This is a genomic window from Undibacterium sp. 14-3-2, assembly GCF_016595265.1.
Taxonomy (GTDB): domain Bacteria; phylum Pseudomonadota; class Gammaproteobacteria; order Burkholderiales; family Burkholderiaceae_D; genus Undibacterium; species Undibacterium aquatile.
In genome coordinates, this window is sequence record NZ_JAENGS010000006.1 from 275,870 (window position 1) to 298,075 (window position 22,206).

General features: G+C 50.2%; 19 protein-coding genes. 14 read left to right on the plus strand and 5 right to left on the minus strand.

All coding sequences use genetic code 11. The features are described 5' to 3' along the window. The first annotated feature begins 12 nt into the window (after positions 1 to 12). From Undi14_RS14840 to cobA, 11 genes are all read left to right on the plus strand, one after another. The gene (locus tag Undi14_RS14840) at positions 13 to 3,165 is read left to right on the plus strand and encodes an efflux RND transporter permease subunit (RefSeq protein WP_200181187.1); all 3,153 of its coding nucleotides are present in this window, start codon (positions 13 to 15) and stop codon (positions 3,163 to 3,165) included. 1 nt (position 3,166) lies between these two features. After that, positions 3,167 to 4,552 carry an efflux transporter outer membrane subunit gene (locus tag Undi14_RS14845; RefSeq protein ID WP_200181189.1) on the plus strand — a complete coding sequence of 462 codons (1,386 nt, stop codon included), beginning with the start codon at positions 3,167 to 3,169 and terminating at the stop codon, positions 4,550 to 4,552. Then, positions 4,552 to 5,532 (plus strand): DUF535 family protein, encoded by a 981-nt coding sequence (locus Undi14_RS14850; protein WP_200181191.1) that lies wholly within the window; start codon positions 4,552 to 4,554, stop codon positions 5,530 to 5,532. Before Undi14_RS14845 ends, Undi14_RS14850 begins: the two co-directional genes overlap by 1 nt. A 34-nt stretch (positions 5,533 to 5,566) precedes the next feature. Then, a complete protein-coding gene (locus Undi14_RS14855; RefSeq protein ID WP_200181193.1) occupies positions 5,567 to 6,952 on the plus strand; it encodes a patatin-like phospholipase family protein in 1,386 nt (461 codons plus the stop codon). Between the two features lie 198 nt (positions 6,953 to 7,150). Further along, a complete protein-coding gene (locus Undi14_RS14860) occupies positions 7,151 to 7,924 on the plus strand; it encodes a sulfite exporter TauE/SafE family protein (RefSeq protein ID WP_200181195.1) in 774 nt (257 codons plus the stop codon). A gap of 49 nt (positions 7,925 to 7,973) precedes the next feature. Then, positions 7,974 to 9,680 carry a nitrite/sulfite reductase gene (locus Undi14_RS14865; protein WP_200181197.1) on the plus strand — a complete coding sequence of 569 codons (1,707 nt, stop codon included), beginning with the start codon at positions 7,974 to 7,976 and terminating at the stop codon, positions 9,678 to 9,680. A 23-nt stretch (positions 9,681 to 9,703) separates the two neighbouring features. After that, complete coding sequence (locus tag Undi14_RS14870) at positions 9,704 to 10,225, plus strand: DUF934 domain-containing protein (protein WP_200181269.1); 522 nt, start codon at positions 9,704 to 9,706, stop codon at positions 10,223 to 10,225. Further along, complete coding sequence (locus tag Undi14_RS14875; protein ID WP_200181199.1) at positions 10,222 to 10,935, plus strand: phosphoadenylyl-sulfate reductase; 714 nt, start codon at positions 10,222 to 10,224, stop codon at positions 10,933 to 10,935. Before Undi14_RS14870 ends, Undi14_RS14875 begins: the two co-directional genes overlap by 4 nt. A gap of 62 nt (positions 10,936 to 10,997) precedes the next feature. Further along, entirely contained in the window at positions 10,998 to 11,933 is a 936-nt protein-coding gene (gene cysD, locus Undi14_RS14880; RefSeq protein WP_200181201.1) for a sulfate adenylyltransferase subunit CysD, read from the plus strand. Further along, complete coding sequence (locus tag Undi14_RS14885; RefSeq protein ID WP_200181203.1) at positions 11,933 to 13,252, plus strand: sulfate adenylyltransferase subunit 1; 1,320 nt, start codon at positions 11,933 to 11,935, stop codon at positions 13,250 to 13,252. The genes cysD and Undi14_RS14885 overlap by 1 nt, the downstream gene beginning before the upstream one ends. Positions 13,253 to 13,256: 4 nt before the next feature. Further along, a complete protein-coding gene (cobA, locus tag Undi14_RS14890) occupies positions 13,257 to 13,976 on the plus strand; it encodes a uroporphyrinogen-III C-methyltransferase (protein ID WP_200181205.1) in 720 nt (239 codons plus the stop codon). A gap of 41 nt (positions 13,977 to 14,017) precedes the next feature. Here cobA and Undi14_RS14895 read toward each other — a convergent pair whose 3' ends face one another. The 3 genes from Undi14_RS14895 to lptF are packed head-to-tail and all read right to left on the minus strand — an operon-like array spanning position 14,018 to position 16,652. Next, entirely contained in the window at positions 14,018 to 14,389 is a 372-nt protein-coding gene (locus Undi14_RS14895; RefSeq protein ID WP_200181207.1) for a sirohydrochlorin chelatase, read from the minus strand. Further along, positions 14,389 to 15,519 (minus strand): LPS export ABC transporter permease LptG, encoded by a 1,131-nt coding sequence (gene lptG / locus Undi14_RS14900; protein ID WP_186898257.1) that lies wholly within the window; start codon positions 15,517 to 15,519, stop codon positions 14,389 to 14,391. The genes Undi14_RS14895 and lptG overlap by 1 nt, the downstream gene beginning before the upstream one ends. Further along, positions 15,516 to 16,652 carry an LPS export ABC transporter permease LptF gene (gene lptF, locus Undi14_RS14905; RefSeq protein WP_200181210.1) on the minus strand — a complete coding sequence of 379 codons (1,137 nt, stop codon included), beginning with the start codon at positions 16,650 to 16,652 and terminating at the stop codon, positions 15,516 to 15,518. Before lptF ends, lptG begins: the two co-directional genes overlap by 4 nt. A gap of 50 nt (positions 16,653 to 16,702) precedes the next feature. On the opposite strand from lptF, the gene Undi14_RS14910 reads away from it, so the two are divergent. Both Undi14_RS14910 and xth read left to right on the plus strand, forming a co-directional pair. Continuing rightward, positions 16,703 to 18,211, plus strand: a complete 1,509-nt coding sequence (locus Undi14_RS14910) for a leucyl aminopeptidase (RefSeq protein WP_200181212.1) — start codon at positions 16,703 to 16,705, stop codon at positions 18,209 to 18,211. 102 nt (positions 18,212 to 18,313) lie between these two features. Then, positions 18,314 to 19,078, plus strand: a complete 765-nt coding sequence (gene xth / locus Undi14_RS14915; RefSeq protein ID WP_200181214.1) for an exodeoxyribonuclease III — start codon at positions 18,314 to 18,316, stop codon at positions 19,076 to 19,078. A 21-nt stretch (positions 19,079 to 19,099) separates the two neighbouring features. On the opposite strand, the gene Undi14_RS18475 is transcribed toward xth, so the two are convergent. After that, complete coding sequence (locus tag Undi14_RS18475; protein WP_200181216.1) at positions 19,100 to 20,974, minus strand: methyl-accepting chemotaxis protein; 1,875 nt, start codon at positions 20,972 to 20,974, stop codon at positions 19,100 to 19,102. Positions 20,975 to 21,190: 216 nt separating this feature from the next. On the opposite strand from Undi14_RS18475, the gene Undi14_RS14925 reads away from it, so the two are divergent. Next, positions 21,191 to 21,712 carry a GNAT family N-acetyltransferase gene (locus Undi14_RS14925; protein WP_200181218.1) on the plus strand — a complete coding sequence of 174 codons (522 nt, stop codon included), beginning with the start codon at positions 21,191 to 21,193 and terminating at the stop codon, positions 21,710 to 21,712. Positions 21,713 to 21,731: 19 nt separating this feature from the next. On the opposite strand, the gene Undi14_RS14930 is transcribed toward Undi14_RS14925, so the two are convergent. Then, positions 21,732 to 22,202 (minus strand): DUF1854 domain-containing protein, encoded by a 471-nt coding sequence (locus Undi14_RS14930; protein WP_200181220.1) that lies wholly within the window; start codon positions 22,200 to 22,202, stop codon positions 21,732 to 21,734. Positions 22,203 to 22,206: the final 4 nt, after the last annotated feature.

Sequence of the window (22,206 nt, forward strand, 5' to 3'; positions counted from 1 at the left end):
CAGGGAATGATCATGCCGCAATTTTTTATTCATCGCCCGATTTTTGCCTGGGTCATTGCCATCTTCATCGCTCTGGCCGGAATCATTGCGATTCCGCAATTGCCGATCGCACGCTTTCCTTCGATTGCGCCACCCAGCGTCAGCATCAGCGCCAACTATCCGGGGGCAACACCAAAAACGCTGAACGATGCCGTTGTCAGCGTGATTGAACGCGAACTCTCAGGTGTTAAAAATCTGCTTTATTTTGAGTCCACTGCTGATAGTTCTGGCAGCGCACAGATCACCATCACTTTTAAACCCGGCACAGATCCGGCAATGGCACAGGTCGATGTGCAAAACCGGATCAAAACGGTAGAACCTCGCCTACCGCAGGTCGTACGTCAGAATGGGCTCGGTGTGGAATCGGCCTCAGCGGGATTCCTGATGATCGTGGGGTTGAGCTCCAAAGAGGGTAATCTCAACGAGGCCGATCTGAGCGACTATTTCGCCCGTAACATCGTGGAGGAACTGCGCCGGATTGAGGGCGTTGGCAAAGTGCAGTTATTCGGCGCGGAAAAAGCGATGCGGATATGGGTCGATCCGGCCAAGCTGCAATCTTATAATTTATCCATGAGTGACGTGACGACAGCAGTCGCACAACAAAACATTCAGATTGCGCCCGGGGCCATCGGAAGTTCACCGGCGATGACCGGGCAACGCGTCACCTTTCCGCTGGAAGCACATGGACAGTTAGAAACGCCGGCCCAGTTTGGCTCTATCGTTTTGCGCGCTAACGCTGATGGTAGCAAAGTGACGATTTCTGATATCGCCAAAGTTGAACTCGGCGCACAATCGTATAGCTTTTCAAATCGCGAAAACGGCAAAGTGGCGACAGCGGCTGCAGTTCAACTCTCGCCGGGAGCAAACGCGGTCAAAACCGCTAAAGCGGTGCGCGCAAGAATGGCGGAACTGCAAAAGACGATGCCGGCTGCAATCAACTACTCTATTCCTTTTGATACGGCACCATTCGTTGAAATATCAATCGAAAAAGTGATTAAAACCTTGCTTGAAGCAATGGTGCTGGTATTTCTGGTGATGTATTTATTCCTACAAAAAGTGCGCTACACGCTGATCCCCGCGATAGTCGCCCCTATCGCATTGCTAGGTACATTTGCGCTGATGCTGTTAATTGGCTTCTCGATTAACGTACTGACGATGTTCGGCATGGTACTGGCTATCGGCATCATTGTGGATGATGCGATTGTTGTCGTAGAAAACGTAGAGCGATTAATGGCGACAGAAGGTCTATCGCCCAAAGAAGCAACCGCCAAAGCGATGAAGGAAATCAGCGGAGCAGTCGTCGGTATTACGCTGGTGCTGACTGCAGTCTTTATTCCGACGGCACTTGCCAGTGGTTCTGTGGGCGCGATCTACCGGCAGTTTTCAATGTCGATGGTGGTGTCGATTCTGTTCTCTGCATTTCTTGCACTGACCCTGACACCCGCGCTGTGCGCGACGATCCTGAAACCAATTAACGCTGATGCTCATGCAAGCTCAGGCTTCTTCGGCTGGTTCAACCGCCAGTTCGAACGCATGACCCGCGGCTATGCTGCATGGGTCGTTACTCTGCTGAAGCGAACTGGCAGAACCATGCTGATGTTCACCGCTATCGTTATTGCACTGGTGTTTTCATTTGGCCTGCTCCCCAGCTCATTTTTGCCGGAAGAAGATCAGGGATACTTCATGACCTCATTCCAGCTGCCTTCCGACGCAACGACGGAACGCACGTTGGATGTGGTGAAGGTCTTTGAAAAGCATGTCGCTTCCCGTCCGGGAATCGATGCGAATCAGTCTATCCTCGGATTCAGTTTCTCCGGTGCCGGAACCAATACGGCAATGGCCTTTACGATGTTAAAAGACTGGTCACAACGGAATGGCGCGACAGCGGCAGACGAACTAAGCCGGGCGCAGCTTGCGATGTCCGGTATTACAGAAGGCACAGTTTTCAGCCTGATGCCACCGGCGATTGATGAACTCGGCACCTCTTCTGGCTTTACGCTACGCCTGCAGGATCGTTCAAACAAAGGTGAAGACGCTTTACGTGATGCGCAAAATACCTTGTTGAAGCTAGCATCACAAAGCAAATTGGTAACCGCCGTCTACCCCGATGGAGTGCAACCAGGCAGCAATGTCAGACTCGATATCAACCGAAAGAAAGCCGAAACACTGGGCGTATCGTTTACCAGTATCAGTGACACATTGTCGACGGCAATGGGCTCTGCTTATGTAAATGACTTCGTGAATGCAGGACGCGTACAGCAAGTCATCGTTCAGGCAGACGCCAAATCACGGATGCAGCTTGATGACGTCTTGAAACTGTATGTACGTGGCAACGCTGGTCAGGTAGTGCCACTCGCAGAACTCGTCACGCCGGTCTGGGGCAAGGCAGCTCTTCAATTAGTGCGATTTCAGGGCTATCCATCGGCGCGGATTTCAGGCAGTGCTGCACCTGGCATTTCCAGCGGCGATGCGATGAATGAAATGGAACGCCTTGCGGCGCAATTGCCACCTGGCTTTACTCTTGAGTGGGTTGGTCAATCCTTGCAGGAACGTCAGTCGGCATCGCAGGCACCTATGCTGATGGCACTTTCCATGCTGGTCGTTTTTTTGGTACTGGCAGCATTGTACGAAAGCTGGTCGATTCCGTTGTCAGTCATGCTGGTTGTCCCACTCGGTCTGATTGGTGCCATCCTCGCCGTAGTCCTGCGCGAGTTGCCAAACGATGTTTTCTTTAAAGTCGGGCTGATCACGATCATTGGTTTGTCTGCCAAAAATGCGATTCTGATTGTTGAATTTGCCAAGCAACTGGTCGGGCAAGGCATGAGCCTGTCTGACGCGGCGCTGCAAGCGGCGAGATTACGCTTACGGCCTATTCTGATGACCTCACTGGCATTCGGTCTGGGCGTATTCCCGCTCGTCATTGCCACTGGTGCCAGCGCAGAGACTCAACACGCCATCAGTACCGGCGTACTCGGCGGCATGATCAGCGCCACTGTGCTGGCGATCTTTTTCACGCCCGTTTTCTTTGTGGTGGTGCTAAGTGCAGCGCAAGGTATAGCAAAACGGTTCAATAAAAAGCCAGATGCTGACAAAACGGCCAGTTCTGCTCCAGTGATTGAAAGTTAATATGAAGTACATCATTTTTTCAGCATTAATTCTGGTACTGTCCGCCTGCTCGCTGACACCTGATCTGGTCAGGCCGGCCGCGCCGATACCGGACACCTACTCTACACAACAGCCAATGCAAGGCAAGAGCATCGCTGAAACCGGTTGGCGCCGTGTCTTTGCTGACGCACAGTTGCAATATCTGATCCAACTCGCGTTGGAAAACAATCGTGATCTGCGCATCGCAAGTCTGAACGTAGAAGCTGTGCGTGCACAATTTCAGATACAGAATAGCGCTCGTTTGCCAACAATAGATGCCACTGCCGGGAGTATCCGCCAGCGTACCGCGATGACAGATAGTGCAGCAGCAAGCATCAACACACAGCACACGGCGGGATTAACGATCACTGCTTTCGAGCTGGATTTTTTTGGCCGCGTGAAATCATTAAGCGATGCGGCATTCGCGAGATATCTGGCCAGCGAACAAGGGCAACGTTCCGCGAAAATATCGCTGATCGGCACGGTGGCTGACGCTTATTACGAAAATCTGCTGGCGAGGCAACAACTCGATCTGACGGAAAAGACCTTAGCCGACTGGCGCACGTCACTGAAACTCACACGTAGCTTAAAAACGGCGGGGCAAGTCAGTAGTGCTGACGTGACAGTCGCCGAAGGGCAAGTCGCCAGCGCCGAGGCGGATTTATCGGAGCGGCAACGTCAGCTCAGCAAAACCCACAATGCATTGCGTTTGCTGACAGGTAGCGACTTTGTCCATGACGAGGCGAATTCTGACCGTTTTAGCGATAGCGCTTTACCGCCACAGATACCCGCAGGCCTTCCTTCCGACCTGTTAAGCTTGCGCCCGGACATCTTACAGGCGGAACAAAATCTGATTGCAGCCAACGCCGACATAGGCGCTGCCAGAGCAGCTTTTTTCCCACGTATATCGCTGACGACCTCAGTCGGATACAGCAGCTCCTCGCTGAGCAATCTGTTTGGTGGCAATCAACACGCATGGTCATTCGCACCGCAAATGACACAAGCAATCTTTCAACATGGACGTTTGCGTTCGGAATTAAAGCTGGCCGAGATACGAAAATCATCAGCCATTGCAGACTATGAACGCGCGATACAGACCGCATTCCGTGAGGTGGCAGACGCACTCGCGGGTCAAGCGACGTACGCCAGCCAGATCGAAGCGCAACAGCGTTTTTCCGACAGTGCCAGAAAAAATCTGGAGCTGACCCGTATCAGATATCACGCCGGACAAGACAGCCGATTGCAATTACTGGATGCGCAACGGACACTGTACACGGCTCAACGATCGTTATTGGAACTCCGTAAGCAAGAGTACAGCAATACCGTTGCGCTTTATAAATCCCTGGGTGGTGGCGTACTGGACGAATAATGAATGCATTTGATACCACTATTCAGGTGGGCGAACACCAATCTGTTCCGGTTGAAACCTCACTCGTTACCTTGGCCGACTGTCTCGCTGGATTAAGTGGCACGGTGCGCTTCCGTGCAATGCTGAAGCTATATGGAAGGGCCGTCTTATGGTCAAACCTGACGCATCAGTGGCTGCACTTATTGAATTCACAGCAGCTATACAGCGATCTTGTCAGCGTCAGGTCACGATTTATTAATAAGCCCTACCGTCCGTATATTTCGACACTATTGAATCACGATGCACGCTTTCAGGTTATACAGCAGCACTACGCATTTATCCTGGAACAAGGCTTACACGAAATGATCAGGAAAGCCTCCAGAGAACCTGTTGATCTGGCGTGCTTCACAGGAAAAACGGGAAACACCTACGGTATACATTTACGCGCGATTGATCCTATGGAACGCGAGGGGGAACTCGTACTGCAGTTATCACAAAATCAGGTATTGATTTACTCATGCGCATTCACTTTTTTCCGGGAAAGCGGATGCATGCATATTTATATTGGCTGCATACAAGGATCCCGCGAACAGAACGCCGTGCAGTTGATCCGCAGCAGCACGCGCGATATTTATGGCATGCGCCCTAAAAATTTACTGATCAGACTCGTTGAACAGGTGGGAATTCAATTCGGTTGCGACACCCTGCGCCTGGTTGCAAACACACACCGTGTTGTTCATCGATCGATTAAGCAGGGAAAGGTATTGTCCGACTACGATGCCCTATGGTCTGAGATTGGCGCGGCAAAACGGAAAGACGGCGATTACGAACTGATTTGCAAAAAAATATTGCCGCCAGATCTGACGCTGATCCAGTCAAAAAAGCGTTCGGAAATCAAAAAACGCCACGACAACATGGTATACATCGTTTCGGCCATCAAACAAAACTTAACGCTCTTACGCAAAACAGCCATGGTGATGTTGCCGAACAGTATCGACTGAGTAGTACAATTCCGGAAATTCATCTGGAATAAATATGACACTATTTCCGATCATCAAACGTTGCTTACTGACTTGCGTGCTTGCGTTGTTAAGTGCATGCTCCACTTTTCATCCTTGGCAAAATGAAGTCGCCAAATCAGGCTCTGCCGTGGCACAACGAGAAGACCTGCTGGCAAACCGCCCCTCTATCGTCGCGGCGGTGACCTTATCCGGTGGCGGTGCCCGCGCTGCCGCTTTTGGTCTTGGCGTGATGCGAGAATTGAAGGACACCAGTTTTCTGTGGGAAGGTAAAAGAACGACGATACTCGATAAGGTCGGTCTGATCAGTGGCGTTTCCGGCGGCAGTATTCTGGCAACCTACTACGCCGCTTTTGGCGATGAAACATTCACTCGCTTTGAGTCTGAGTTTTTGCTGTCAAATTTTGAAAAAGGTCTGATTCAGACTGTATTTTCTCCCAGACAGATGTATCAGCTCGGCTCGCCATGGTATGGCCGCAGTCATATTTTAGGTGAGCAGCTCGATCACCTGTACCGCGGTATGACTTTTGGCGATTTACAGAAGAAACAGCATGTCAATGAATTACTGGTCACCGCGACGGATCTGACAACGGGTGCTGGATTTGAATTCACACCGGAACAGTTTGCCTTGATTTGTTCCGATCTCGACAGTGTGCCGCTCTCTTTCGCAGTGGCATCCTCATCCGCGGTACCGATTGTGCTGACACCGCTGACCTTGCGCAATTACGCGAATAATTGTCCGGCACAGCCCGTCAACGCTTCCACTGAGAAAAAAAACGAGGATGAAGGCAATTACCGCTCACGCATACTGAAAGCCAACGAAGCCAGTTATAAAGACGCCGCAGCGCGTCCGTATTTGCATCTGGTCGATGGCGGGCTGACTGATAATCTGGGGGTAAGAGCAATGCTGGATCGCATCGTCGCTGATGGTTCAGTACAGGAGAGTTTTCGTAAAGCCCCGCCCGGCTCGATACGACGCATGATTCTGATCTCGATTAATTCCGAGCGCGACTTAGGTGAAAAGATAGATCAGAGCGATAAAGTACCGACAACAGGACAAGTCGCAGACGCCTTGTTATTTGGCGTCGGTTCCCGGGATACCAAGATCACACTGGGAATGTTAAACGATGACGTTGCCCGCTGGAAGCGGGAAATTATCGAAAATCGAGGAAAAAAAGACAGCCCTTTTTCAGCCGATGCGGAACTGCATCTGATTAACGTCAGCCTGCGCGACATTAAAGATCGTCATTTGCGTCAGTCGCTGCTGCAAGTACCGACAGCATTCACGATTACGCCAGATTACGTCGAACAGCTACAAGCAGCCGGGCGCGACGTGTTGCGGCAATCTCCGGAATTCCAACGCGCTCTGGAAAGCCTCAGACAATCTGAAGGCATACCGTGACAGCAATAAAACACTAGCCACCTTCATTCTCCCTGCTTCTATCTGCATTTTCACGTTACATTTAAGAGACATAGCAAAATCACCATCAAACCTCAGCAAATATCGATATATCAAAACAACATATAAGCAAATAAATACTAAGTAGTTTGGAATAGAGCTGAATTTCATTACGATCACATGTACTTAACGTGGGGCGACATGAATTTAACTTATATATTTTCCGGTTTTGTGGTTGGCACACTGGTCGGACTGACTGGCGTAGGTGGAGGCTCATTGATGACGCCTCTGCTGACCCTGTTGTTTGGCGTGTCCCCTACTGTTGCGGTGGGTACCGACCTGGCATTTGCCTCGATTACCAAGGCCACCGGCACATTCGCCCACCGCTTCCGCAGCACTGTTGAATGGCGCGTTGTGCGCCTGCTGTGCTTAGGTGCGTTGCCTGCAGCGATCCTGGCTACCTTCGGCCTCAAGTATTTTGGCGGACTGAACAAAGAAATTGGCCAGGTCATCCGTTACTCTATCGCGGGCTCAGTATTATTGACTGTGGTTGCGCTGCTATTCAAAAGCAAAATGCTAGCCTGGCTGAATGATCATCCGGAAAAACAATTACATGGGCGCAAACTGGATGTGGCCACCATACTTTCCGGTGCACTGCTAGGCACACTGGTCACCATTTCTTCCATCGGTGCAGGCGCCATTGGCGCAACCTTGTTGGTGATGCTGTATCCGCGAATGTCGTCAGCACATATTGCCGGTACAGATATCGCCTATGCCGTTCCGCTGACCGCAATTGCGGCATTCGGGCACTGGTGGCTGGGATCGATAGACTGGGCATTGCTGGGAGCATTACTGATCGGCTCCCTCCCCGGCATCACCATAGGCTCGCTCGCTGCACGGGCGGTACCGGAAAAATTGTTACGTGGCATACTCGCGACAACGCTGACGCTGGTTGCCGCCAAACTCATACTGTAATCAATCATTCAGACAGCGCGATCCAAAGCGTATTTTAAGGATAATAAAGATGTATCGTTACGACCAACACGATCACCAAATCATCAAAGAACGTATTGCGCAATATCGCGATCAGGTACGTCGCCGTCTCGCCAACGAATTGACAGAAGAAGAGTTTCTGCCTTTACGTTTACAAAATGGTTTATACCATCAGCGCCATGCGTACATGCTGCGTATTGCGGTTCCGTATGGCATGCTGTCTTCAGATCAGCTGCGCAAGTTTGCGTTTATTGCCCGTCAATATGATCGTGGTTATGGCCACTTCACGACACGTCAGAACATTCAGTTCAACTGGATTAATCTGGAAGACTCACCGGACATACTGGAAGAATTAGCGACCGTTGAAATGCACGCAATTCAAACTTCCGGCAACTGCATGCGCAATATCACGTCCGACGAATTTTCCGGTGTGGCAGCGGATGAGCTGATTGATCCGCGTCCGTATGCTGAAATTCTGCGTCAATGGACCACGTTTCATCCGGAATTTGCCTATTTGCCGCGTAAATTCAAAATTGCGATTAATGGTGCGAAAGAAGACCGCGCAGCGATTGCGGTGCATGACATCGGCCTGACAGTAGTTCAGAACGATGCCGGTGAGATCGGCTTTAAAGTCATGGTCGGCGGCGGCATGGGCCGCACACCTATCCTCGGTACCGTCATTCGTGAGTTTCTGCCATGGCAGCATGTGATGACATATCTGGAAGCGATACTGCGTATTTACAATCAATACGGTCGCCGCGACAACAAATATAAGGCACGCATCAAGATACTGGTAAAAGCCATTGGTGCGGATGTCTTTGCACAGCAAGTAGAAGAAGAATGGGCGCAAATTAAAGATGGCCCGGCGACCCTGACCGAGACTGAGTTCCGCCGCGTTTCGTCCTTTTTCACGGCACCTGAATACGCCAGCCTGCCGGTAAGCGATGCTGCTTACGAACAACATCAAGCAGATAACACGGCCTTCGCTAACTGGGTCAAACGCAATGTAAAACCGCATAAAGTCGCGGGTTACGCGAGCGTTGTGCTGTCACTGAAAAAGCCTGGCGTTCCGCCCGGCGATGCCACGGCAGATCAGATGGACTTTGTGGCAGATCTGGCTGATCGTTACAGCTTTGGCGAACTGCGCGTCACACATGAGCAAAATCTGGTGCTGGCCGACGTGCAGCAATCAGAGCTGTTCGATTTGTGGCAAGAGGCGAAAGCGCATGGTCTGGCCACACCGAATATTGGTCTGCTGACCGATATGATCTGCTGCCCGGGCGGCGATTTCTGCGCGCTGGCAAATGCGAAATCAATTCCTATCGCACTCGATATCACGGATCGTTTCAATGACCTTGATTATCTGCATGATATCGGTGACCTTGAATTAAATATGTCCGGTTGCATCAACGCCTGCGGTCATCATCATGTCGGCAATATTGGTATCCTCGGCGTCGATAAAGATGGCAGCGAGTGGTATCAGGTATCCATCGGTGGTGCCCAGGGCAATAATGCAGCAATCGGTAAAATCATCGGGCCATCGTTCTCTGCAGGGCAAATGCCAGAAGTGATCGATCGCATCATTCAGGTCTATATCCGTGACCGCGTTGATAACGAGCGATTCATAGACACTGCACAACGCCTGGGCATCACGCCATTCAAAGACTTTGTGTATGCGACACCGATCAAAACAACCGAACACTATGGTGAAGACGCTGGTACGCCGGTGGCTTATTAAACTGCGATAGACGAAAGTAGATGATGCAAGAAATTATCAAAGACAAAGCCATCGTTCAGGATGACTGGGCAGTATTACGGCTGGCAGAAAATGAAACACCGGATGCAGTCGATGTACCTGCAGGCAAAGTCATAGTACCGCTCAAAGTCTGGCTGTTACAACGAAACGTGCTCGAAAAGCGCGCAGATATTGGGGTTTGGTTTTCCAGCGACGAACAGGCAAAAGATTTAGAGGGCGACATTGCTCGCTTCAGCCTGCTCGCGGTGGATTTCCCTAAATTCTCTGACGGGCGCGGTTATTCCATCGCTTATAACCTGCGTTCACGCTTTGGCTTTAACGGTGAATTGCGCGCGATCGGCGATGTCCTGCGTGACCAGTTGTTCTACATGCAGCGCGTAGGCATCAATGCCTTTGCCGTACGTGCCGACAAAAATATCCATGACGCGATTAAAGGTCTGACCGACTTCTCTGAAAAATATCAGACTTCATGGGATGAGAAAAATCCCTTGTTCCGTCGTGCTGAACGTACCGGAGTTGCCAAATGAGTGATTTTGAGGCACGTCTGGCCGCAACCAAAGCAACGCTGGAAGAAATTGCAGCTGAATTTACGCCGGCAGTTTTCGCATCGAGTCTGGCAGCAGAAGACATGGTGCTGACCGATCTCATTTTGCGCAATCAACTGAACATCGGTATATTTTCTCTGGAAACCGGTCGCCTTCACGCAGAAACATTGGGGATGCAGGATGCAGTTAAAAATACTTACGGTACTGCGATCACGCTATTCAAGCCGGAGGCCGCAGCCGTTGACGCTTATGTCCAGCAACACGGCTTGAATGCATTTTATGACAGCGTGGAAATGCGTAAAGAATGCTGCCGTATTCGTAAAGTCGAACCGCTGAATCGTGCGCTTGCAGGAAACAAAGCCTGGGTGACCGGACAACGCCGTGCGCAAGCAGCGACCCGTACCGAACTGGCGGTACAGGAAGATGATATTGCCCACGCTATGCAGAAATTCAATCCGCTCGCAGACTGGTCTGAGGAAGATGTCTGGCACTATATCCGCAGCAATCAGGTGCCGTACAATCCTTTGCATGACAAAGGCTATCCTTCGATAGGCTGTGAGCCTTGCACACGGGCGATACAGCCAGGTGAAGATGTACGCGCCGGTCGCTGGTGGTGGGAAAATCCTGAGTCAAAAGAATGTGGTTTGCATATCGTTGATGGCAAACTAATCCGCATAAAACAGGCAAACTAAACAAATTAAGCAAGCGGACTGAAATTGCAGACCCTGAGTTTACAAAGAAACGAGAAGTGATCATGAATACTGTCGTCGAAAACCATTTTATTGATGCTGCGAGTAATCGCCATCTGGACTGGCTGGAGTCTGAAGCCATCCACATCATGCGCGAAGTCGCTGCTGAGTGCAGTAACCCTGCCCTCTTATTTTCCGGTGGCAAAGACTCCATCGTATTACTGCGTCTGGCGGAAAAAGCATTCCGCCCGGGTAAATTTCCGTTTCCTCTCGTGCATATCGACACGGGTCATAATTTTCCAGAAGTGATCGCTTTTCGCGACAAGCGCGTTGCGGAACTCGGTGAGCGACTGATCGTTGGTTCTGTCGAGGACTCCATCAAGCGTGGCACCGTGCGTTTGCGTAATCCGGCGACCGACTCACGTAATGCGGCCCAGGCGGTCACGCTGCTGGAAACGATCGCTGAACACAAATTCGACGCCTGCATTGGTGGTGCCCGCCGCGATGAAGAAAAAGCACGTGCGAAAGAACGTATTTTTTCTTTCCGTGATGAGTTCGGTCAATGGAACCCGAAAGCGCAACGCCCTGAATTATGGGATTTGTATAACACCCGCGTACATCCGGGTGAAAACATGCGCGTCTTCCCGATTTCAAACTGGACCGAGCTCGACGTCTGGCAATACATCGCGCGTGAAAAACTCGAACTGCCGCAAATTTATTTCGCCCACGAACGCCAGGTCATTCCGCGTAACGGCTTGCTGGTGCCGCTGACCGATCTGACGCCGCCGCGTGAAGGCGAAACTGTAGAAACGCAGATCGTACGTTTCCGTACTGTCGGCGATATCTCCTGCACCTGCCCGGTCTCTTCTGATGCCGCGACAGTCGAAGCGATTATTGCTGAAACAGCGATCACACAAATTACCGAACGCGGCGCAACCCGCATGGATGACCAGACATCAGAAGCATCGATGGAAAAACGTAAAAAAGAAGGATATTTCTAATGAGTGCCGTTGAACAAATAAACGCCAATGTCAACAAAGAACGTGGCTTGTTACGTTTCATCACGGCAGGATCGGTGGATGATGGTAAAAGTACTTTAATTGGTCGCCTGCTGTTTGACAGCAAAGGTATTTTTGCGGATCAGCTCGATGCGATTTCACGCGCCAAACATAAGCGCACCGTGGGAGATACGATAGACCTTTCTTTGCTGACGGACGGACTGGAAGCGGAACGTGAACAAGGCATTACGATTGATGTCGCCTACCGTTATTTCGCAACCCCTAAACGTAAATTCATCATCGCTGACACACCGGGTCACGAGCAATACACTCGTAACATGGTGACAGGTGCATCGACGGCAGATGCCGTCATTATTCTGGTCGATGTCTCGAAAGTGAAGCTGAATGCGGATGGCAGCGTTGATCTGCTGGTGCAAACCAAACGCCATTCAACGATCGCCCATTTACTCAAGATTGAACATGTGATCGTTGCGGTCAATAAAATGGATCTGGTCAACTACGATCAGAGCGTCTATGACCGCATCGTCGCCGAATACAAGAAATTCGCAACACAGTTAGGTCTGACCGATATTCATGCCGTGCCTTTGTCCGCACTGGCAGGTGATAACGTAGTAACCGCGACCGATAAAATGCCCTGGTATCAGGGGCCAACACTGATTGACCTGCTGGAATCACTCAGCGTCTACGATGCCAGCCACGATGAACCGTTCCGCTTTCCAGTGCAACTGGTAGCACGTCACAACGGCCATGAAGCAAACGACTTCCGCGGTTATATGGGGCGCATAGAAGCAGGTAAAGTCAGCAAAGGCGACACACTGATCGTTCAGCCTGGCGGCCAGACTGGCACGGTCAAAGACATACTGACGCTGGATGGCTCACTGGATACCGCAGTTGTGGGCCAGTCTGTGACGATACTGTTGAATGAATATCTGGATATTTCCCGCGGCGACATGTTGGCCGGTGCGGATCGCCCGGCGACGCTGTTAAAAACAGTTAAAGCAGATTTATGCTGGCTGTCAGAAGATGCACTGGATGTTCGTCGCAAATACTGGCTCAAACATACAACCCGGCAAGTTTCTGCCAGAGTGACTGCAGTCGATACGCTGCTCGACATCAATACTCAGCAACGTCACCCGACTGACAGTCTGAAACTGAACGATATTGCGACAGTCTCCATCAATGTTCAGCAAGCGTTGGCAGCAGACGCCTATGATGATTTACGTTCGACCGGAGCCTTCATTCTGATTGATGAGGTAACGCACCAGACGGTCGCCGCTGGCATGATTCGTCTGGAAGCTTAACTTGATGGCGGCGTCATACGGCAAGGTCTATCTGATTGGCGCGGGACCGGGTGCCGCAGACCTGATTACGGTTCGCGGTGCCCGCCTGCTGGCAAGCGCAGATGTCGTGCTGTATGACGCTTTAGTCACCAGTGAAATGCTGGAACTATGCCAGCAAGCGGTCAAAATCCCCGTCGGCAAACGCAGTGGTCAGCGTTCAGCAGCACAGGAACATATCAACCAGCAACTGGTTGAGTGTGCCGGTAAATACGCGCTGGTTGTAAGGCTAAAAGGCGGCGATCCTATGCTGTTTGGACGTGCGGATGAAGAGCTGACAGCATTAGAATCAGCAGGGATTTCATACGACATTGTTCCAGGCATTACAACAGCGTTAGCAGCTGCAGCCAGCGTCCGGCAACCGCTGACCAAACGTGGAGTTGCACGCAGTGTCGCCTTATTCACCTCAAGCACGGCGCCGGGAGAAACGGCAGACACTCGCATTCCGGAATGCGACACCTTGGTTCAGTATATGGGGGGGCGAGAGGCGATGCTGACTGCACAACGTATGCTGGATGCAAATTTCCCAGCCAGTTTACCTGTCGTCATCGTTGAAAACTGCAGCCGGGAAAATGAGCGTCAACTGTCACTAAACCTTGGTGAGTTAGCCCTTGGATTGCCGACCTGCAGTGGCCCTGTGCTGGTCATGATGGGAGAAGCCATGCGCCCCCGCAAACATCTGCAATAAAGTCACTAACAGCAATATGCCGGCAACGCTGGCGATCTTGTTTATATCTGCCTGAGACAATAATCGCGGATCGCATTCAGCACGGTTTCATCCTCGCCGACCGCCGTTGCTAAAGTCAACTCAAGTGCAGGATATTCGTCGCGTAACTGATCCAGCAATACAGGTAAATCGCGTAAGACGTGACCGCCCTGCCCCAGAAAAATCGGTGTGACCGTGATATTGCGGATCCCTTCTTGTGTGAGGCGGCGCACAAGTTCAGGTAAAGCTGGTGACATGAATTCTAAAAATGCCAGCTCCACACTGATATCCGGAGAGGCTTCCTGGGTCATTTTTTGTAAGCGCTGAAACGGACCAGCCCAGCGTGGATCACGGGCGCCATGCGCGAATAGTATCAATGCCGACGTTTTGCTCATCAGTTTCTTTCAACATAGCGCAAGCCTGCCAGCGCTAACCCTAAAAATAAAATACTCGGCACCAGTGCAGTCACGGCCGCAGGCCAGGTATTCAATAAACCGATATGTGAAAATAAGCTGTTAATCAGGTAAAACACCATGCCTATCATGATCCCACTGAAAATCTTCAGGCTGATACCACCACTGCGCACATGCAGATACGCAAATGGCAGCGCTAAGGCCATCATCACCAGTGTTGCAAACGGATAGGTCACTTTCTTCCAGAACGCAATTTCGTAGCGTTCACTATCTTGCTTATTGTCGTTCAAGTGCTGCGTATATGCAGCCAGATCGACCGCCGACATACGATCAGGATCGGCAAACAAGACAGAAAGTATGTCAGGTGTCACCTCAGAAACAACGTCGCGACTACTTAATGCCTGACTCTTAACGTTGGCAATATCTTCGGCAGATAAAGTTCTGGGAAATGAAGTCTCGATCACGTCAGACAAACGCCAGACGTTCTTGCCCTGATACTCCGCACTTTTAGCAGTAACTTCGCGGGCAAGATGAAAGTTTTTATCAAACTCAAACATCTTCACGTCTTTCAATTGGCGATTAGGCAGAATTTCTCGGACATTCAGAAAGCGCGAGCCGATCACTTCGCCGCTCAGACCATTTTCACGAATCAGATCCTTGGTCCACAGGCCAGTTCTGAATTGCTGCGTTTCCGAAGCACCGATGGCCGTCAGTTTGATGCGCTCAGCCAATTTGGTCGAATAAGGTGCGATCACCTCGCCAAACAGAAAGGTCAGCGCAACGAACACCAGGCCAATTTTGATTAATATCGTTCCTGCCATCACCGTTGACATACTCGCTGCACGCATGATGGTGAATTCAGAATTCGATGCAAACTGCGCCAGTACATAAATCGTTCCGATCAAAACTGCAATCGGCATAAATTCATAGATGTACCCGGGCATACCAAGAGTCACATACAAAAGTGCATGTTGCAAACGATATCCACCTTTATTCACTGAGGGCAATTCGCTCATCAGATCAAAAAAGGAAAACAAGGCAAGCAAAGCAACCATCACAAACAGCACGGCACGCACGATCTCTACCGAGAAATATTTTTGCAAGATTCTCATGCGACGCTTTCTTTCTCTTTGCTACGTAAACAAGCTTTACCTCTGGACCACAACACCAGAGGATGCCAGCGATGATTGACTTCGATACGCCAGAAGAACAACACAAATGTCATCATGATCGCAATCAGATGCACGGGCCACCAAGCAACAGAAAATTCTATACGCCCCTGCGACACCATCGCCTGAAAAATATTGACCACGTTCAGATAGATAATCACCACCAACAAGGCAACAATTAAATTTGCTGAGCGCCCCACGCGAGGATTCACATACCCCAGAGGAATCGCTAATAACATCAAGGCCATACACATCAGCGGCAATGAAATACGCCATAAAAATTCTGCTTTTTTATTCGCATCCGGCTTGTCGAGCAAGATAGTCAGCAGCATCGATTTCGCAGACTGATCACCGACAATAGTGCCGTTCTGACTGGAAACAAGGACGCCATATTTTTCGAACTGCATCATCTGAAAATCAGGCGCTGTAGGCAAACCATCGTAACGGCGTCCCTGACTCATCACCAGAAATTTATCGCCATATTTATCGATCTCTATCATGCCTTCTTTGGCGACAACCACACTCGATTTTCCATCGCGGACGGTATTGATAAAAATATTTTGCACCTTACTCAGATCACCGGCGACTTCTTCGACGAAAAACACACGATCCGAAGACGATGATTCCTGAAACTTACCGGGCGAGACTTTGGCAATGTCCGAGCGTTTGTCGTATCGCTCGCGAAATTCCACACTTTGCTGGTTCGCCCATGGTGTCACGATAAAACTAAGCAAGCCTGTCAATACTATCCAAGGCATACCAAAACGTAAGACTGGACCTATCCATTGGCGCAAACTCAGTCCTGAGGCAAACCAGACCACCATTTCAGAATCCTGATATGCCCTTGTCACGACCAACAGCACCGAGATAAACCCAGTCAGGATCAACAGAATTGGCATATTCATCAGCGACGTGAAGGCGATCAGGGCGAGTACATCACCAGATGCAACTTTTCCACCGGCTGCTTGTCCGAGTATTTTGATGAGCATCACCGTAATCGTGATGACGAAGAGTGTTGCAAAGACGGCGCCTGCGGCACTGAGTAATTCGCGTCTGAGCGAGCGTTGAAAAATCATGGGAGGGATTATAATGCCTGTTTTACGAGACTTACCAAGAGGAGTAATAAGTGGACTTTAGCATAAAAACAATCGACGCAAAAAGTGCCTCAACTGCCTACAAGGCGGTGAAGACTGCCTGTATCGTCGTCGGCGTATTCGAAAATAAAAAACTGTCTGCCGCAGCTGCAAATCTGGACAAGCAAGGCGTCATCGCCTCAGCATTGAAATCCGGTGATATCAGCGGCAAACCGGGTTCCTCATTATTGCTCCGCAACGTTGCAGAAACGGCAGCGGAACGGGTGTTACTTGTTGGTCTCGGTGACGCTGCTGATACTGTTTCAGAAAAAGCGTTTCAGCAAGCAGTGCAAGCTGCGGCTCGCAGTTTAGCAAACCTTGGTGCAAATGATGTCGTTATTGCGCTGCCGGAAGTAAAAGATCGTGATATTTCATGGTCTGTGCGCACAACCGTTCTGGCTTTCCGCGAAAGCACTTTCCGTACTGATGGATTGAAAAGCAAAAAAGACACGGCGACTACTGGCGTCAAAAAAATCGCGATTGCAGTCAATGCCACACAAGCTGCAACAGCCAAAACTGCATTATCACAAAGCGAAGCAATGGCAAACGGCATGGATCTGACCAAAGAACTGGGCAATCTTCCACCGAACATCTGCACACCGACCTATCTGGCGACTACAGCCAGAAAAATTGCGACCGATTATAAAATGGTCGCAGAAATCCTGGATCGCAAACAGATTCAGGCGCTCAAAATGGGTAGCTTCCTGTCGGTCACCAACGGCACAGTCGAGCCACCTAAATTTATCGTACTGAAACACAATGGCGGCAAAGTCAAAGACGCACCGGTTGTACTGGTAGGTAAAGGCATCACATTTGATTCTGGCGGTATTTCCCTGAAACCCGGCGCCGGCATGGATGAAATGAAATACGATATGGGCGGTTCTGCGTCCGTACTCGGCACGATGCGCGCTATCGGTGAGATGAACCTGAAACTGAATGTGATCGCGATTATTCCTACGTGCGAAAACATGCCTTCCGGTAGTGCCACCCGTCCTGGTGATATCGTCACGTCCATGTCTGGTCAGACGATTGAAATCCTGAATACGGATGCCGAAGGTCGCCTGATATTATGTGATGCGCTGACTTATGCAGAGCGTTTCAAACCAGCGGCGGTAATTGACGTCGCCACACTGACTGGTGCCTGCGTTACAGCACTCGGTCACCATAATTCCGGCTTATTCACACGTCACGATGAGGCGCATGACAAGCTGGCGGCTGAATTGCTGGTAGCCGGTAAGCAAACCGGAGATACCGCATGGCGCATGCCGATTGAGGAAGCGTATAACGAGCAATTGAAATCGAATTTTGCCGATATGGCCAATATCGGTGGCCCGGCTGGCGGCAGCATTACAGCAGCCTGCTTCCTTGAGCGCTTCACCCGCAAATACACCTGGGCGCATCTGGATATCGCAGGTACCGCATGGAAATCCGGCGCAGCAAAAGGCTCAACCGGACGTCCGGTACCTTTGCTCACGACATTCCTGATCAACCGCGCAGCCTGATGAGATAATCACTCACTGTTTGCGTTCCGCTTGAAACACGGACAGGCCGCGCTCTGAGTACAATCCAGAGTGCGGCTTTCTTTTTTATTTATACAAAGTGCCATGAAACTAACTACCTGGAATGTGAATTCCCTGAAAGTCAGATTACCTCAGGTCTTGCTGTGGCTGGAAACCAATCCTGTGGATGTGTTGTGCATACAGGAAACCAAACTGACAGACGACAAGTTTCCGCAGGCAGAAATTGAGGCTGCTGGTTATCACGTCGCCTACACCGGCCAAAAGACGTATAACGGCGTGGCAATTTTATCCAGACATCCTATGTCGGATGTACAGAAAAACAATCCTCAGTTTGAGGATGAGCAGCAAAGAATCATTGCAGCAACGATACAGGGCATGCGAATTATCTGCGCCTATGTGCCGAATGGTCAGGCGCTGGATTCGGATAAATTTCAGTACAAACTGCAGTGGCTGGCTTCACTGAAAAACTGGGTGGGCGAAGAATTACAGCGTTATCCTGAACTCGCTTTGCTCGGTGATTACAATATTGCCCCGGAAGATCGTGACGTGCATGATCCGGCAGCATGGGAAGGCATGAACCTAGTCTCGCCAGAAGAACGTGCAGCACTACAAGCGTTGCTGGACTTAGGGCTAACGGATAGTTTCAGACAATTTGATCAGCCGGAAAAATCATACAGCTGGTGGGACTATCGCGCGCTGGGATTCAGACTGAACAAAGGTCTGCGCATCGACCATATTTTGTTGTCAAAACCGCTGGCTCTGCGTTGTACTGCATGTGCTATCGACAGAATTCCGCGTAAATGGGAGCAACCATCCGATCATGCGCCAGTGGTTGCCACCCTTAGTTAATTAAGATTAGTTAAGAGCGGTTTATTCGTCATAATCCAGCTTTGGGGTACGGGAATATGCAGCCCCCTTAGTCACCAATGCAGGGCGCACGGCAGCGTGGCTCTGCTCCATACGAAACGCGGACATCGCCGTTTTCAACAAATTTGCCTGCTCCTCAAGAGATCCGGCTGCCGCTGCAGCCTGTTCAACCAGTGCCGCATTTTGTTGCGTCGCTTCATCCATATTTGCCAGAGCCAGATTGACTTGCTGAATGCCATCGCTTTGCTCGGCAGATGCAGACGTAATTTCAGAGATAATCGCCGCAACCTGATCAACAGCAGAGACTATCCTGATCATCGATTCACCTGCTTTATCAACCAGTTCTGAGCCCTCGGTAACTTTACTGACCGAATCGTCAATCAGGCTTTTTATTTCCTGCGCTGCTGCTGCGCTACGTTGGGCAAGCGTACGGACTTCGCTGGCGACTACGGCAAATCCACGCCCCTGTTCTCCCGCACGAGCGGCTTCCACAGCTGCATTCAGTGCCAGAATATTCGTTTGGAACGCAATCCCTTCAATCACGCTGATAATATCGACAATCTTGCGGGAGCTCTCGGAGATTCCCTGCATGGTAGTGACGACACGGCTGACAACTTCGCCCCCTTGCGTAGCAACATCGGACGCATTCACCGCCATCCGGTTCGCTTCCCGCGCATTGTCGGCGTTATTTTTGACTGCGGCGGTTAATTCCTCCATGCTTGCTGAAGTTTCTTCGAGTGAAGATGCCTGTTGCTCAGTACGCCCGGATAAATCCATGTTACCAGTCGCTATTTCAGTCGCGCCGACAGTAATGGATTCGGTCGCCTTACGGACGTCAACCACCATGACGCGTAATTGCTCAAGAAAGCGGTTAAAAGCGTCTGCCGTTTGCGCTACTTCATCTTCCCCTTCGACCTCAATTTTGCGACTCAGGTCACCGCCGCCGGCAGCAATATCCGACATCGCATCACGCACGCGCTGCAAACCGGCCATCATGCGACCAACCAACCATGCGGATAGTGGCACCATTACGCCTAACAACACGGCAAGAACCCCCGCGGCAATCATCAGCAACTGATCTAATGAAGCGAGAGCTTTGTTCTTATCCACTACCAGCGCGAGGTACATATCGGAACCACTGATAGGCTGCAAGAACAAAAAGTTCGTTTTACCGGCAATCTCGACCTGCGTTGGGTCAGTTCTCTTCGACAGGCTGCTCAAATTATCCAGATTCAGTTCGGCGGCAATATCTTTCGCTGGTTTTAATACTTTTGTCTGGTCAGCGTGTGCCAGAACCTGTCCCGATTTGTCCAGTAAAAACGCATAGCCATCGCCCGCCAGTTTAATGGTCAAAATCTGCTCAACAATTTTTGTCAGGAAAACGTCTGCTGCAACGACGCCAGCCTCGCCACCATTCACAGGTGCAGCAAATGAAATCATTAAACCCGGAGGATTAACTCCCATATAAGCAGATGTGACAATCGGTTTTTTTGCCTCCATCGCCGCTTTGTACCATGGGCGCACTGTTGGATCGTAGCCAGCCGGAGGGGGATTCGCAGGAAAATTCGTAAATGTCTTATCGGGCTGCCCGAGATATACGCTTAAAAAATTACCGCCACGGCTGACCATTTTTAAACTGGCCTGCAAGTCGTTACCTTCCGCCAGGCCTTTAGATAAACTATCGACCATCGAGGTGTTGACCTGAATCCAGTTACTCAGAACACCGTTGTAGCTAGAGGCGACGCTACGAATTTCATTACTCAGATCGTTCTCGATTTGCGCCTTCATCCTGAGGTAGCTGCCGATGGTCAGCACCGCAGTACACAGCGTCACAAGCAAGGCAATGACGACAATAAGTCTGGTTTTAAGCGACTTCATCTGACGTACTCCATTCAAGATCAAACAAGCAACAATATTTCGGATAGCAAACGGATCAGATAAATCCGCCACATAGCGTGATTAATATTACTCTTCAAGTATTGAAACGATTAGAATTTTCCAGAAGAAACTGTTGTTCGTATTGTCAAAGAATGTTAAGACTCAGCGTCGTTAAAATAGCTATTCCCCCTCAAAATTACTTACTCCACTTATTTTATGAACATCACTTCAACTGACAGGCTGGTCATCAGACTATTTGAGACAAGCGATGCCGCCTTCGTGCTGGAATTGCTCAACGATCCGAGCTGGATCAAAAATATTGGCGACCGCGGCATACGCAACCTCGATCAGGCCAGAGACTGGATATTGGCGAAACCTCTGGAAAGCCAATCCAGATGCGGTTTTAGTTTTTATGTAGTGGCACTTAAAGATTCACATGTCGCAATAGGCATCTGCGGCCTGATCAAACGCGAGACGCTGAAAGATGTTGATATCGGCTACGCATTTTTACCCCGCTATAGCGGACAAGGCTATGCCATAGAAGCGGCACGAGCGACGATGAGACACGCTGAGCAAGATTTAGGCTTAACAAAACTGGCTGCTATTACATCGCCAAACAATGTCAAATCAAATAGTTTGCTCAAAAAAGTGGGATTTGTTTTAGAAGAAGTACTGGTACTTCCGGGGGAAGAACGAGAAACAAATTTATATGCTTATCGTTTCCCCGCTTTGGAATAACTACGTATTGACTTGCTGATTACAAAAAGCGATCCAGAATTTTCCGGCTGAGTTTATCAACACCGAACATATCGCGAATTAAAAACTGGATGCCATGATTATCCGTAATTAACAACGACGTACTACCGATACGGCGAATATCTTCATCGCCTTTCAACACAAATGCAGTATCACCGCGGTCAGTACGAACCGTCCACGTACACGGTAAGGCAAAACTTGAGACATCCAGAATCTTTTGAATTTCAGGCATAAACTCACGCCCTTCAAGCTCCGCCAAAACCAGCGCTCTGGTACTATCGGACAAATCGGATAACTGGTCTATCCACGCGACCTCGCGCCCATCCCCCATAACCATAGAAATGCTCATCAATGGTGACTGAATCGGAAACGCCCGCACTGGACTGACATCTTCAAATACCTCACCATCGCTGCTGGTCAGGATGAGTTTTCCAAAAGCGTTGCGTTGTAACTCGAATTTACTCGTAACCATGCTG